12 protein-coding genes are annotated in these 14,697 nt (G+C 52.6%); 5 read left to right on the top strand and 7 right to left on the bottom strand.

Annotation, left to right across the window (positions count from 1 at the left end; genetic code table 11):
* Positions 1-16: 16 nt before the first annotated feature.
* A complete protein-coding gene (gene pdhA / locus H8B15_RS15350; protein ID WP_246455519.1) occupies positions 17-1,222 on the bottom strand; it encodes a pyruvate dehydrogenase (acetyl-transferring) E1 component subunit alpha in 1,206 nt (401 codons plus the stop codon).
* A gap of 65 nt (positions 1,223-1,287) precedes the next feature.
* On the opposite strand from pdhA, the gene recF reads away from it, so the two are divergent.
* The gene (recF, locus tag H8B15_RS15345) at positions 1,288-2,397 is read left to right on the top strand and encodes a DNA replication/repair protein RecF (RefSeq protein ID WP_187320558.1); all 1,110 of its coding nucleotides are present in this window, start codon (positions 1,288-1,290) and stop codon (positions 2,395-2,397) included.
* 69 nt (positions 2,398-2,466) lie between these two features.
* The gene (locus H8B15_RS15340; RefSeq protein WP_258048950.1) at positions 2,467-2,784 is read left to right on the top strand and encodes a DciA family protein; all 318 of its coding nucleotides are present in this window, start codon (positions 2,467-2,469) and stop codon (positions 2,782-2,784) included.
* Between the two features lie 676 nt (positions 2,785-3,460).
* Here H8B15_RS15340 and H8B15_RS15335 read toward each other — a convergent pair.
* Positions 3,461-3,847 (bottom strand): helix-turn-helix domain-containing protein, encoded by a 387-nt coding sequence (locus tag H8B15_RS15335; protein ID WP_187320557.1) that lies wholly within the window; start codon positions 3,845-3,847, stop codon positions 3,461-3,463.
* A 617-nt stretch (positions 3,848-4,464) separates the two neighbouring features.
* Here H8B15_RS15335 and H8B15_RS15330 point away from each other — a divergent pair.
* Together H8B15_RS15330 and H8B15_RS15325 are read left to right on the top strand one after the other, a co-directional pair.
* Positions 4,465-4,614 carry a hypothetical protein gene (locus H8B15_RS15330; protein WP_187320556.1) on the top strand — a complete coding sequence of 50 codons (150 nt, stop codon included), beginning with the start codon at positions 4,465-4,467 and terminating at the stop codon, positions 4,612-4,614.
* 315 nt (positions 4,615-4,929) lie between these two features.
* Positions 4,930-5,553 carry a hypothetical protein gene (locus H8B15_RS15325; RefSeq protein WP_187320555.1) on the top strand — a complete coding sequence of 208 codons (624 nt, stop codon included), beginning with the start codon at positions 4,930-4,932 and terminating at the stop codon, positions 5,551-5,553.
* Positions 5,554-5,694: 141 nt separating this feature from the next.
* Here H8B15_RS15325 and H8B15_RS15320 read toward each other — a convergent pair whose 3' ends face one another.
* The 4 genes from H8B15_RS15320 to H8B15_RS15305 form a co-directional block, all read right to left on the bottom strand.
* Positions 5,695-6,318 carry a rhomboid family intramembrane serine protease gene (locus tag H8B15_RS15320; protein ID WP_187320554.1) on the bottom strand — a complete coding sequence of 208 codons (624 nt, stop codon included), beginning with the start codon at positions 6,316-6,318 and terminating at the stop codon, positions 5,695-5,697.
* A 29-nt stretch (positions 6,319-6,347) separates the two neighbouring features.
* Positions 6,348-7,319, bottom strand: a complete 972-nt coding sequence (locus H8B15_RS15315; protein ID WP_187320553.1) for a polyprenyl synthetase family protein — start codon at positions 7,317-7,319, stop codon at positions 6,348-6,350.
* A gap of 194 nt (positions 7,320-7,513) precedes the next feature.
* A complete protein-coding gene (rnr, locus tag H8B15_RS15310) occupies positions 7,514-10,129 on the bottom strand; it encodes a ribonuclease R (RefSeq protein ID WP_187320552.1) in 2,616 nt (871 codons plus the stop codon).
* 386 nt (positions 10,130-10,515) lie between these two features.
* Positions 10,516-12,546 carry a dipeptide ABC transporter ATP-binding protein gene (locus H8B15_RS15305; RefSeq protein ID WP_187320551.1) on the bottom strand — a complete coding sequence of 677 codons (2,031 nt, stop codon included), beginning with the start codon at positions 12,544-12,546 and terminating at the stop codon, positions 10,516-10,518.
* Positions 12,547-12,810: 264 nt separating this feature from the next.
* Here H8B15_RS15305 and H8B15_RS15300 point away from each other — a divergent pair, with 264 nt between their 5' ends.
* Positions 12,811-13,797: an aldo/keto reductase gene (locus tag H8B15_RS15300; RefSeq protein WP_187320550.1), complete on the top strand. Its 987-nt coding sequence runs from the start codon at positions 12,811-12,813 to the stop codon at positions 13,795-13,797.
* Between the two features lie 185 nt (positions 13,798-13,982).
* On the opposite strand, the gene H8B15_RS15295 is transcribed toward H8B15_RS15300, so the two are convergent.
* Entirely contained in the window at positions 13,983-14,624 is a 642-nt protein-coding gene (locus H8B15_RS15295; protein ID WP_187320549.1) for a lipoprotein signal peptidase, read from the bottom strand.
* Positions 14,625-14,697: the final 73 nt, after the last annotated feature.

Below are 14,697 nucleotides of genomic sequence, written 5' to 3'. Positions count from 1 at the left end.
GTCAAAAAAAGCGATGCTATTCGCGGATGAAAGGATAGTCTTCCTCTACATATACATCGCGGTAGAGTTCTTCCGGATCGGGGAAAGCAGAATTTTCAGCGAAGTCAACTGACTCTTGCACCTGTCCTTTGATTCTCTCGTCGATGGCGTTCAACTCTTCTTCCGATGCCATGTTGTGCGTTAGAATGGTATGGCGCACTGCTTCGATGGTATCGCGCGAGCGGAAGTCTTCCAACTCCTCTTTGGTACGGTACTTCGCCGGGTCGCTCATCGAGTGACCTTTGTAGCGGTAGGTTTTGAACTCCAGCAGGGTAGGACCTTCGCCGGCGCGGGCGCGCTCAGCAGCGCGGGCTACAGCTTCGTGCACGTCCTCCACGTTCATCGCATTCACCGGCTCCGAAGGCATGTCGTACGACAGACCCAGCTTATACAGCTCGGTTACGTTGGAAGTACGCTGCACCGAAGTACCCATGGCGTAGCCGTTGTTTTCGATAACGAAAATAACCGGCAGCTTCCACAGCATGGCCATGTTGAAGGCCTCGTGCAGCGCGCCCTGGCGTACGGCGCCGTCGCCCATGTAGCAAATGCACAGGTTACCGGTCTTGTTGTACTTCTCGGCAAAGGCAATACCAGCGCCCATCGGCACCTGAGCACCTACGATGCCGTGGCCACCCATAAAGTTTACCTCTTTGTCGAACATGTGCATCGAACCACCTTTGCCTTTTGAGCAGCCGGTTTCCTTTGCAAACAGCTCGGCCATGATGGCATTGGGCGACGTGCCTAGAGCCAATGGATGCGCGTGGTCACGATAGGCCGTAATCCACTTGTCATCCTTGGTCAAGGCCGATACGGCGCCGGCCACGCAAGCCTCCTGTCCTATATAGAGGTGGCAGAATCCTTTGATTTTTTGCTGACCATACAGCTGACCGGCTTTCTCTTCAAACTTGCGCATGAGCTGCATTTGCTCATACCAAGATAGGTATTGCTCTTTCGAAAACTCTGGGGTATCCGGCGTCGTAGCCTTAGGGGCGCCCGTAGCTTCTTTCGCTTCGGGGTTGGAGGCTGGTGCACCCGAATCGGGTTGTTGCACCGTATCCATCAACTCCGTTGCTTCTACCGCAGCTTCGGAAGGTGTGGCCTTACCGCTGGGGGCATTTTTCGTTTTAGCTGGCTTGCTCTCCTTGGAAGCTTTGGGGGCAGCCTTTACTTTCGTCTCCGCCATCGTGCTCTTGGTTGTTCGCGTTTGGGATGCGAAAGTACGTAAAAGGATTGCAATTCCGAACCCGAATGAATCTTGAAACTCTGCACCTTCTCTTCTTCAAAAACTATGAAGAAGTCAATCTACGCCTCTCACCACATATTAATTGCTTCATTGGTGATAATGGTAGTGGCAAAACCAATCTGTTGGATGCTATCCACTATTTGTCGATCACCAAAAGCGCTTTTAACGCCTCTGATACGCAGACAATTAAACACGGAGAAGAGTTCTTTGTGGTACGCGGTCGGTTTCACTCCCCTACCCCCGAGCCGTTAGACGAGGTTATCCAGTGTAGCTTACGGGTAGGCCAGAAGAAAACCGTCACGCACGACAAGCAGCCTTACGAACGTATATCCGATCATATCGGTCGTTACCCCGTGGTATTGATTTCTCCCTACGATACAGACCTCATCCGGCAGGGTAGCGAAGATAGGCGGCGATATTTCGATAGCCTCATGTCACAGCTCGACCATACCTATTTGGAGTTGTTAATTTCTTACTCCCACCTACTACGTCAGCGTAATGCGTTACTCAAAGCATCCAATGGTCAAGCATACGATCGGGATTATCTTTTAGTGTTAGATGAGCAGTTGGCTCCTCTTGGTGAGCAATTAGCTCAGCTCCGTCAGCAATTCTTAAATGAGTTCATCCCTATTTTTCAGCGGCATTATCAGCAGCTTTCTGATGATCGAGAGGAAGTAATGCTCACGTATAAAAGTCAGGTACCAGTTACTGATTTCTTGAAAGTGCTACGTCTCAATGAGCGCAAGGACTTACTACTCCAGCGTACACACGCTGGCCCACACCGCGACGATTTCGTTTTTCTTATGAACGACTTGCCCGTCAAAAATTACGGTTCGCAGGGTCAGCAGAAGTCATATGCCATTGCCCTGAAGCTCGCGCAGTTTGAGATATTATCAATTCGCAAACAGCAAAAACCCATCTTATTACTGGATGATATTTTTGACCGCCTAGACGAAAAACGTATCACCCAACTTATGCGCTTAGTTGCCGATCATACTTTTGGGCAAGTTTTCCTCACTGACACACACCTCGATCGAACTGATCAAGTCTTATCAGCTTTATCGGAGCAAATAAGTCGTTTTCGTGTCGAGAATGGTTCGGTTGTGCCGCTATAGGTAAGCTGTTGTGTACTTTTGTAGCCCCCTGTTGTTAGGGTATTGCTTTCGCTTCCTTACGTATTTTCGGTGAAAAAACATAAACCTTCAGACAATTACCGTCAGGCTGATATTATGCCATTGAAGGACGGTATTAAGGCTCTGCTGAAGGCTTACCGTATCCAAGGCAAGTTGAACGAGGTAGTAGTAGTGGCCAGTTGGGAACGCGTGATGGGTAAGGCCGTTGCGCTTAAAACCCAGGAGGTCTTTGTGAGCAAGGGGAAATTATTCGTACGCCTCACTTCTGCACCTCTCAAACACGAACTTGTGATGGCTAAAACACGAGTGCTGGAAATCATTAATGCAGAAGTCGGGGAGGAAGTAATTAAAGAGGTTGTCTTCTTATAACCCTTCTGCCTACCCCCTTTTTTATCCGCCTCGTTTTTAAGATAGCCATAGTAATACACTGTCGTTATACTAATGTAGTTTGGCTGTCAGCTATATATTAAGATAAAGCCGTCGAAGCTACTTTTGCTGAATTTCTTACACGCTCTAGTCTATACTCCGCTTCGTTTCAGAGAGTAATATTCGGCGATGCTGTAGAAAGATACTACTGCTAGTTTTCCTCAACGCGAAAGTTAGACAGTCGCTTTTCAATCCTCCTAGCAAACTTGTTCTCATCAAGATTTTTGAACGCTAGTCAAGAGGCAAGATGATTCAACAGCTACGGACTCTTATTACCCATCTGAGTTCGGCGACTTATAGAGAGCATGTGAACAGTAAAGGACACTTCTTTACTGTCAAATATTGTCTGTCTTCTCTGCTGATTGCATAACGCCTATTGAGCTGCAAAAAGGAGGGGGGCAGTCACTCAACGTATTGTACACCCTATACCACATCAGCATGCTTTGAAAGTACTCATCGACTACTGTGCTACGCTACTGCCTTCTGATCTGTTCTTTCATCTCTGCATTTAACGCGTTGACCTGCTTTAAAAGGGTAAACACTTCATACTTCAGCTTCAAGAATTATCTATTGTGTTATTGAACTATTTGACAAAAATGTTTCACGTGGAACATAGTTGTTATTTAGGCCCATACAATTTTATCAATAACTCGTTGTATGCTTCTAATAGAGCAATGTACTTCGTTTGGAGAGCTAAAAGCTGTTCTGTTTGATCCTGAGAGGGTGTTACAGCGGGAGTGTTACGCTGTAAAGCTGAAATACTGGACACTTTTGTAGGGGTGTTCGTTACAAATGACAAGACAGATTGTTGACTTTGTGTAAAGTCATGAGAAAAATCGTGTCCAATAATGTCACCTATTTTTTTTACAAAGTCGTAATCAAGTGTATCGTCCTTGAACTTACGATATATTGTAGGACGTGTAATACCTAGTTCGTCTACAATGCGCGTGATAGAAATACCACTATTCTTGATGGCATTTTGCAGTATTTCTCCTTGATGAGGCATATCGAGAGCATTGTAACTACTATTTGTAAAGTTGTAAATATTGATACAATTAAACAAAAACTGTTACAAATAATAACAACTAACTGTAAATACATCATACGTTACACACTATAGATAACAGAGGAAATGTTACAGTTACACTATGTGCGTTACAGCAAAACAACGCGTGTTACATTACAGATGTTAGATAGAGGAAATTAGCCGAAATGGCGCTTTAAGCTTGGGTAGAGCTATTTTACACAAGTACAAGTGTAAAATGCTTTACTATATATAGTGTACTCTTTTCTATGACTATTGCTCAAGATTATAAGTAGCATAAATAGACAGCATTAAGAGCTGGTCTACTATTCTGCTCGATAAGGGTGTGGGCGTTCATATACAAAATGAATGAAAGGCAGGCCTCGTTCATTTCAGAATTGAATGATACATCATCAGTTGCAGGATCAATTTTAAGATCAGTTGATGTAGAAGTCGCTATGAGAAACGTGTGTAGCTAATGATAGTCTCAATGGCTGACTAAGGTTGTGCAGGTAATGCTACTTAGAGAATAAGAATTACTCGAAAAGATATAAGCAGCTATGCGTGCTTTGTCATACCAAAGGAGTAAAGTTACCCTGATGCCTTTGTTTATGTTGAACTACCCTACCCTACCCTACCCTACCCTACCCTACCCTACCCTACCCTACCCTACCCTACCCTACCCTACCCTACCCTACCGTATTGAAGTACCGCAATGGCTAATGTCATCAGATAAGGTTAGGCAGTGAGCGGCTGCGACCTAGTGCTGTAGACTAACTTGGTCAGGCATTTGTAGAACTGCTTACACTTACTGAATTATAAAAAGTGTGACTGTTGTAGATAATCTACGGTTCCTTGTGGATGATGCTCCGAAGCAATTTGCAAGTCAGCGATAGACCGGCGCAGTAGTTGATATCTGAGCGTTGCGTGGTTCAAAACGCACAAGTCGAAAGGTTTTTGTAAGAGGCGATAGCGCATCTCAGACATTCACTCAAAGGCTAAGCGTTTTTAACTCTTCATTCTAATCAACACACTTTTCAATTTATCTTATACAACGCATCAACATGAAAAAAACACTTCTACTCGGTGTACTGCTCCTCTTACTGGCCGGAGGTTACTGGTATTATCGTAGCATTTCAACGGGGCCGCAATATTCTTTGCTGAAAGCAGCAGCAGCAGTACAGGCACACGACGTGGCAGCATTTGAGCAGTACGTAGATATAGAGAGCGTAGCAAGTGGTATGGTAGACCAGGTAACTACACAGAGCACTACACTGAAACTTCTGAATCCTGGTGGCGCGGCCTTTATGGGAAGTTTGCGCCTGCTAAAGCCGCAACTAGCTGCAGCAGCGCGTAAGGAAGTGCAGCGCTACATAGAGACGGGCTCTGTGGAAGCAGCCGTAGCAGCACAACCAAAGCGTGCTATTAATGTATCGATACTGGGATTGGTGGGTAAAGTAGTGAGCCCTGAAAGCCAATTTAAGGACGTGAAATACGTGAAAGAAGAAGACAATGGGCAAGCATTAGTTGGTCTGGAGTTCACGCAGCCGAAATATGATACCACGTTGGTTTTAGAGGTGAAAATGCTTGAGCGCGGCGGCCACTGGCAGGTAACACAGGTGACGAACACAGGAGAACTGATACGCCACATAGCACGATTGGAGAAGCAGCGGATGCTTGGCAAATAGACATTACCTACTGGCACCACGAGAAGCAAAAGGGCTCGGTTGCATATACAACCGAGCCCTTTTGCTTCTCGTGGTGCTACAAACAGCTTACACAAGCTCTATATGCAGCAAAAATTCTACATCTTATTGAAAATCAAATATTTAAAATAAATATTGTTGGATTTGCTGAATAAAGTACGGACCTATTTGAGGAATAAAGAACAACGTGAGCACTGCTCCATACAAAGCGCCATAGAAGTGCGCATCGTGATTGATATTATCACCCGAGCGGCGGCCCATATAGTAGGAATACCCCAGATAGAGGAAGCCAAATATGAAGCCGGGGATGCTAAAGGGAATCGGAAAGATGTGGATGCCGCCAATAGGCTGAAACAGGATGCCGGAGAAGATAACAGACGCTACCCCACCCGACGCACCCAGGCTGCGGTAGCCGGGGTCTTGGCGGTGTCGAAGGTAGGTGGGAATATCAGAAACGATGATGCCGCCTAGGTACAGCAGTAGGTAGCGCCACAGGCTGCCTTCAAATCCAAAAATCTGCTCGAAGCCACCTTGCACCAGCTGCCCGAAGGAGAAGAAGGCAAACATGTTGAAGAGCAAGTGCATCCAGTCGGCGTGCAGGAAGCCGGAGGTGAGGAAGCGGTAGTATTCTTGGCGCTTGGCTACTAGGAAGGGGCTTAGAATCCATTTGTCTAGGAAGGTCGGGTTCGACCAAGCGTAGACGGAAATAATGGCCGTCAGCACGACCAGAATCAGGGTAATATCCATAGGAAGAGTGAAGTCGAGTGGAAATGCGGCTACCTTTCACGTTCCATCAGCTGGAGCGCCAGTTGCCGCAAAGGTTCTTTGCGCGGCGCAGATACGGTTACCTGCTCCAAGTGTGCCAGCGCCGCCTCAAAATATTCGTTGATGATCACCTCCGTTTGGAAGCGAATATTGAGCTCATCGTACACGGCCGTGACGGCTTGTACCTTGTCCTCAGCATCAGCAACAGGATGCCCGATATACTGCTGCAATACCGCTTGCTGGGCAGCCGTAGCTTGCGCCTGAGCCGTAAGCAGCAGAAAGGTTTTCTTGTCTGATACGATGTCGCCCCCTACCCGCTTGCCGAAGGTAGCCGCGTCGCCGTACACATCCAGGAGGTCGTCGCGGAGCTGGAAGGCTATGCCGATGGCCGTCCCAAACTGCCGCAATTTGTCGGCCTCAGTGACGGATGCACCGCCGAGCAGGGCACCCAACTCCAACGCAAACCCAAGCAATACGGCCGTCTTCAGCCGGATCATATCGAGGTACTGCGCGATGCTTACTTCAGAGTCTGTTTCAAAATTCATGTCCCATTGCTGCCCTTCGCATACTTCGGCGGCCGTTTGGCTGAAGCGGCGCAGCACGGTAGATAGGAGCGCACTAGGCACATCAAAGAACAGCTCGTAGGCCCGCACCAGCATCACGTCGCCACTCAGAATGGCCACATTGGGGTTCCATTTTTCGTGCACAGTGGCCTGACCCCGGCGTAGGGGTGCCTGGTCCATCAGGTCGTCGTGCAGGAGCGTGAAGTTGTGAAATACCTCAGTGGCCAGCGCGGGCTTCAGAATAGGCGCTAGGTCTTTGGTGAAGAGCTGGGCGCCGAGAAGCGTGAGCAGTGGCCGGATACGCTTGCCGCCAAGGGCCATAATGTATCGAATGGGTTCGTACAGCGCCGTAGGTTGGTCGCCGTAAGACAGGAGGGCCAATTGGTCGTTGATCGTGCGTGTAAGGGCAGAAATATCCACAGAAGGCAGATGATGGGATGAGGCAAGCAAGGTACAACGGAAAGATGGGTAGGGCGAAAGCAACTACACGTGAAACAAAAGAACGTCATGCTGAACTGGCCGAGCATCTCGCATGCTGATGGTAGATAGTATCTACCATCAGCATGCGAGATGCTCGGCCAGTTCAGCATGACGTTCTTTCAAGCAACACGTTTCTACCGGCGGCGCTTGCTGCTGCCTTTGCCCGGTTTGCCGCCGCTGTCCTTGCCACCGCCGTGGCGGCTGCCCCCGCGGTTGCCGCGCTTCTCGTCTTTCTCACGGCGCTTCACAGCATCGGGCCGGCGGTCTACCAACTCAAAATCGATGGTACGGTCGAGCAGGTTGGCGGATTTCACCACTACTTGCAGCGGGTCGCCGAACTGAATGATGCGGTGAGTTTTCTTCCCTACCAAGCGGTAGTTGTCTTTGTCCAGCTCGAAGTAGTCACCGGGAATGTCGCTGATGCGGACCATACCTTCGCACTTGTTTTCCTGGATTTCGACATACACGCCCCACTCCGTCAGGCCCGACACCACGCCGGTAAACTCGGCCCCAATTTCATCGGCCATGTACTCTACCTGCTTGTATTTGATGCTGGCCCGCTCGGCGGTGGCGGCGCGCTTCTCGCGCTCCGAAGAGTGCTTGCACTCCTCTTCTACTGGCTCTGCGGGTACGTTCTTACCTCCTTCGAGATAATGCTCCAGCAGGCGGTGCACCATCATATCGGGGTAGCGGCGGATGGGCGAGGTGAAGTGCGTGTAGTGCTCGAAGGCCAGGCCGAAGTGCCCAATGGGCTCGGTGCTATAAATGGCCTTCGACATGGTACGGATAGCCAGCGTCTGAATCACGTTTTGCTCGGGCTTGCCCACTACCTCCTCCGACAAATCGTTCAGCTCGGTGCTGAGCTTTTTGGGGTTGGTAAGGTCTAGCGTGTGCCCGAACTTCTGGGCAAACAGAGCGAAGTTTTGCAAACGGTCAGGGTCGGGCGCTTCGTGAATGCGGTACACCATCGTCATGCGCGGCTTGCGCGCTTTGATTTTGTACACGTACTCGGCCACCTTGCGGTTGGCGAGTAGCATGAACTCCTCAATCATCTTGTGGGCATCCTTGCGCTCTTTCACATACACGCCCACCGGCTTGCCGTTCTCATCCAGCCGAAACTTCACCTCCTGTGTCTCGAAGCTGATAGCGCCTTTCTTGAAGCGCTGGGTGTTCAGCTTTTTGGCGATGTCGTTGAGCAGATTCACCTCGGTGGCGTAGTCGCCCTCTTTGGTTTCGATACGCTCCTGCGCTTCCTCATAAGCAAAGCGTCGGTCGGAGTGGATGATAGTTTTGCCGTACCACGCGTCGTAAAGCTTGCCCTTTTCGTCCAGTTCAAACACGGCCGAGAAGGTCAGCTTGTCCTCGTTGGGCCGCAGGGAGCACAGGCCATTCGAGAGGCGCTCGGGCAGCATCGGAATCACGCGGTCGACCAGGTACACGGAGGTAGCCCGGAACTCGGCCTCCTTTTCCAGGGCCGTATCGGGGCGCACGTAGTGGGTTACATCGGCAATGTGCACGCCTACCTCCCAGTGCCCGTTTTCCAGCTGGCGCAACGACAAGGCGTCGTCGAAGTCCTTGGCATCGGCCGGGTCGATGGTGAAGGTGGTCACGTCGCGGAAGTCGCGGCGGCGCTTGATTTCCTTCGCGGAGATGACGTCTGGAATGGCTTCTGACTCGGCTTCTACCTCGGCTGGAAATTCAAACGGCAGCCCAAACTCCGCCATGATGGCATTGATCTCGGCTTCGTTCTCACCGGCCTGGCCGAAGCTGCGTACCACCTCGCCTACGGGCTGGCGGCCGGGGTCCTCGGGCCACTCCGTGATTTTTACGAGCACCTTCTCGCCGTCGCGGGCTTCGTGCAGCCCATCAGTTGGCACAAACACGTCGAAGTAGAGCTTGCGGTAGTCGGGTTTCACGAAGCCAAAGCCGGCGTTCTGCGTCATCAGGCGACCTACTACGGTGTCCTTCTCGCGCTTCAGTATTTCTACCACGTCGCCTACCGGCCGGCCGTCGCGCTGACCGCGCAACCGCACGCGCACCGTGTCGCCGTCCATCGCAAACATGAGGCGGTCGGTGAACACGCGCACATCTTCCTCCGACTCTTCGCTCACTACAAAAGCAAACTTCTGGGTAGCCAGATCCACGCGGCCAGTGATGTACTCGCCGGGGCGCTCAGCATCTCGCTCGGCGCGGCGTTTCTTCTGGTGGCGCACGTCGCCGGCGTGGTCGAAGCCAGCCTCGCGGCGGCGGTGAATTACGGGGTCTTTGCCAAACTCAGCTTCTACCGGCCGGCCTTTTGCGGTCAATTGGTTCTCCTCCTCGGCAGCTTCTTGCGCGGGGATAGACGCCTCGGGTTGGCGCTGCTTGGCGGCCGCGTACTTCGATTTCTTGCTACCCTTAGCAGCCTCTGGGGTAGACTCTGCGGGAGCTACTTCGGGCGTAGCAACGGGTGCTGGTGCGGCCGGCTCGGCACCCGCTAACCGATACTCGTCGTTGCCAACCATCTCCAGCTGCCCGGTATCGCGCAGGGTGCGCAGGTGACCGAAGAGCACTTCGCGCTGTTCCTTGGTAGTCACGCCGAGGCGGCGCGCCAACTGGCGATAGGGAATAAGGGTTTCGTTGGAAGTGAAAAATTCGCGGGCTACCTGATTGATGGTAACCGCTGCGGTGGGAGCACCCGTTTCTTGCGGAGTGCGGGCAGCCTTCGCGCGGGAGGCGCGGGGAGCGGCGGAATCGTCTTTTCTTTTCATTAGAAAATAGGAGCCGCCAGTGGTTGTCTTTTTCGCAGGCGGCGGGTGTAAAATGGGACCGGGCGAAAGCGCCGCAGTCAAGGTAAAAGTAAATTGGGTGGCGCTACGAAAAGCTACCACGAAGCGGCTGAACAGCCAGGGTAGGAATAATACGGAATATATCGGCAAACAACTATGTGAGGTTGTCTGAACCACGGATTCGCTCGGATTTATCGGATGACGCGGATTTTGTGAATGGGCCTAGCTGTCATTCTTAACGCGGTGAGGAATCTCGCTCCGTTATATGGAATCAACGAAGCGAGCGAGATGCTTCGACAAGCTCAGCATGACAGCTAGGCCCATTCACAAAATCCGTGTCATCCGATAAATCCGAGCGAATCCGTGGTTCAGACAACCTCGCGGCGGGCCACGGCAGCCCAGATGTCAGCGGGCTCGTCTTTGGGGATGGCCGCCAGCAGCGTGCGAGTGTACTCGTTTTGCGGATTGGCGTAGACGTCGGCTGCGGGGCCGCTTTCCACAATCTTTCCCTTACTCATCACTAGCAGCCGGTCGCTCATGAAGCGGGCCACCGATAGGTCGTGGGTGATGAACAGGTAGGTGATGCCGAACTCGCGCTTGAGGTCGTTGAGCAGGTTGAGCACCTGCGCCTGCACCGACACGTCGAGGGCCGATACGGACTCGTCGCAGATGATACACTTGGGTTGCAGGGCCAAGGCCCGCGCAATACAAATGCGCTGGCGCTGGCCGCCGCTGAACTCGTGCGGGTAGCGCAGGAAGTGGTCTTCGCGCAACCCTACCGTGCGCAGCAGTTCCAGCACGCGGGCCTTTTGCTCGGCTTTGGTACCGCCTACCCCATGCACCCGCATAGGCTCTAGAATGGCTTCGCCCACCGTCATGGTGGGGTTGAGCGCAGCGTAGGGGTCCTGGAACACCATCTGAAACTCACGGCGACGACGACGCAGCTCCCCGGATGGGAGCGTTGCCAGATCTACCCCATCGAACAGGATACTGCCGCTGGTTGGTTCCACCAGGCGCAACAGGGTTCTACCCAAGGTGGTCTTGCCGCAACCCGACTCCCCTACCAGCCCTACCGTTTCGCCGGGATAAATCGTGAAGCTGACATCATCCACGGCTCGTACAAACTCGGTAGTGCGTCGAAAAAAGCCTTTTCGAATAGGAAAGTACACTTTCAGATTTTCGACGTGGAGAAGGGGGACCTGGGGTATTGGGGTCTTATGGTCTTGATTTGATGAAGTATCAAGGTTAGACGCTTGTGATACTGGGAGCGGTGCAGTTTCAGCACCCGATTGTTCTCGTGCGGTTACTGCTACGGGAGTATCTATGGGGGCTGCCAGGGCGTTGGACGTTGCCTCCGGTAGTAATTGCCCAGACTCTAATGGAGCTGTTTCTAGGTTGCCCACATCCGAAATAGAACGTGGAACACTATCATGTTCCACGGGGAACGTTTTGGTAAAGTTGTTTTCGTTCTGAGGGTATACACTGCTTTCGCCAGCAAGCAGTTGCACAGCGCCATTTGAAGTAGGAAGTATACTTCCATCGGGCATTTCCTGCATGAAATCGGCCACAACAGGAAGTTTTTTACGCCCAATGGAAAGTTTTGGGCGGCACGCTAGCAGGCCACGAGTGTATGGATGTTGCGGATTGGTGAATATATCGAGCACCCTACCCTGCTCCACTACCTTGCCCCGGTACATTACCATAATGCGGTCGGCAATTTCGGCCACCACGCCCAGGTCGTGGGTGATGAACAGGACGGCAGTGTTGTGCTCCCGGCGCAGGTCGTCGATGAGCTGGAGCATACGGGCTTGCACGGTCACGTCGAGGGCGGTGGTGGGCTCGTCGGCAATGAGGATGGCGGGGTTGCAGGCCATGGCCATGGCAATCATCACGCGCTGCTTCTGGCCGCCGCTGATTTCGTGGGGGTAGCTGCCGAAGATTTTCTCGGGGCGCGGCAGTTGGGCCATCGTGAAAAGCTCCACGGTGCGGGCTGCGGCTTCCTTCTCCGTGAGGGTAGTATGCAGCCGCAGGGCCTCCACCACTTGGCTGCCGCAGGTATATACCGGATTCAGGGACGTCATCGGCTCCTGAAAAATCATACTGATGTCATTGCCACGCACCTGTTGCAGCTGCTTATCAGTGAGTTGCAGCAGATCTATCTCGCCTAAGGTAGGCGATTGAAATACCGCTGTGCCGCTGCTAATTTTGCCAGGCGGTAACGGAATCAGGCCCATCAGGGCCAGCGACGTGACGGATTTGCCCGAGCCCGATTCGCCCACAATGGCCAGCGTCTCGCCCCGGTGCAGGTCAAACGAAACGTTGGCCACAGCCCGCGTATCGCCGCGGTGGGAGGAAAAGTCGATGGTCAGGTCGCGGACGGAAAGCAGGGGCTCGGGCACAGCAAACAGGTGAAGGAAGAGAAGGGACGCAAGTAAAGATAAAGAGCCGCGCCATAGCAAGAAGTACGCTCGTTGCGTATGAGAGGGTAGGCGGTCATGTCAACCAGAAACTAGACATGTGATACCCCATCCGTCATTTCGACCGCAGGGAGAAATCTCGCGTGCTGACTTCAGATAGAAATTACTGCTGCACGCGAGATTTCTCCCTGCGGTCGAAATGACGTTCTTTAAAATTCGATACCACACCACATACACCCCTACCCTATGCAACACCGCACCCTTGGCAAAACCGGCTTCTCCATCTCCGAAATCAGCTTGGGCACCTGGCAGGTAGGCGGCCGCTGGGGCGAGCCTTTCAGCCACGAAAACGCCGATGCCATCCTGAACGCCGCCGTAGATGGCGGCATTAACTTCATCGATACCGCCGACGTGTACGGCGACGGCGAGAGCGAAAAGGCCGTGGGTCGTCTCGTGCGCAACTGCTCGGAGCGCATCTATGTAGCCACCAAATGCGGCCGTCAGCTTCAGCCGCACACCAACGAGGCCTACCAGACCAAAGCCCTGCGGCAATTTGTGGAAAACAGCCTGCGCAACATGCAGCTAGAAACGCTGGACCTCATTCAGCTGCACTGCCCGCCTACCGACGTATACTACCGCCCCGAGATTTTCGAGCTGTTTGATCGACTCAAGGAGGAAGGCAAAATCCTGAACATGGGCGTGAGCGTGGAGCGCGTGGAAGAGGGTCTTAAAGCTCTGAATTTCTCCAACGTCACCACCATTCAGCTCATCTTCAACATGTTCCGGCAGCGTCCTACGGAGTTGCTGTTTGCCGAGGCCAAGCGCCACGATGTGGGTCTGATTGTACGCGTGCCACTGGCGAGCGGATTACTCACGGGCAAATTCACGCCCCAGACCACCTTCGCCCCCGACGACCACCGCCAGTTCAACCGCCACGGCGAAGCCTTCGACAAGGGCGAAACCTTCTCCGGCGTGAACTACGAAACGGGCCTGGCCGCCGTAGAAGAGCTGAAACAGCTGTTTCCCGACCAGCCCAACCTCGCGCCTATTGCCCTGCGTTGGGTGCTCATGTTTGACGAAGTAAGCTGCGTGATTCCCGGCGCTTCCAAGCCCGAGCAGCTTGCTTCTAATCTGCAAGCTGCCGAGCTGCCGGCTCTCACGGAGGAGCAAATGCAGGCCGTACGCGACATATATAATCAAAAAATCAGGCCACAGGTGCACCAAGTGTGGTAAGCCTTCCGTCATGTTGAGCTTGCCGAAGCATCTCTACCGTGAGTAATTACTTGCTATCAGACGAAGCGGTAGAGATGCTTCGGCAAGCTCAGCATGACGGTCAAGTAGAAATACCAGTTGATACAAATGCAACGCCCGCGGTAGATACTACCGCGGGCGTTGTTGTATGAGGTAGATTCAGCTGTTTAAACTACCTCTGAAGCTTCCGCTGGGTCGCGGTGGATGGGTTGCACGGGATGCGCTTCGTGGGTGTGCTCAGCGAAGAATTTTCCCTGAAATATCAGAATCAACACCACGCCCACGAATATGGCGGAGTCGGCAATGTTGAAGATAGGCCACAGCGAGAGGTGCATACCGCCCACCAGGGGCCACGACTCGGGTAGGAAACCTTCGTAGATATCCACATAAATCATGTCGATAACCTGCCCGTGTAGCCAAGGGGTAGGCGCGTTGAAAGGTGCGTTGTCGTACACCACCCCGTAGAAAATCGAGTCGATGAGGTTGCCGATGGCGCCGCCCAGGATCAGGCCGCCGCAGGCCAGCAGGCCCGAAGCGGCGCCCAGACGCCAATACTTCTTAATCAGGTATATAATGAAGCCTACGGCCACAATTCGGAAGCTAGTGAGCAACACTTTGCCGTAGGGCGGCGGCAGCTCTACCCCAAAAGCCATACCTGGGTTTAACGTGTAGTGCAGCTTCAGCCAGTCGCCGATGAGCGGAATTTCGCCGGGCATACCGGGTTGCATGTAGGTGTGCACGGCCCACTTCGAGAGCTGATCAACGAGGATGACCAACAGGGCCACCAGGTAGTATTTCCAATACTTCATAGAGTACAAAGAGACGCTGAATTTTTGACTTTGCTGCACGGCCGTCCTACCGCAGCTGCTGGGTACCAGTATA

Source organism: Hymenobacter citatus, from assembly GCF_014333615.1.
Classification (GTDB): domain Bacteria; phylum Bacteroidota; class Bacteroidia; order Cytophagales; family Hymenobacteraceae; genus Hymenobacter; species Hymenobacter citatus.
Note: the sequence above shows the minus strand (reverse complement) of the source record. Positions and strands in the feature narration are given on the sequence as shown.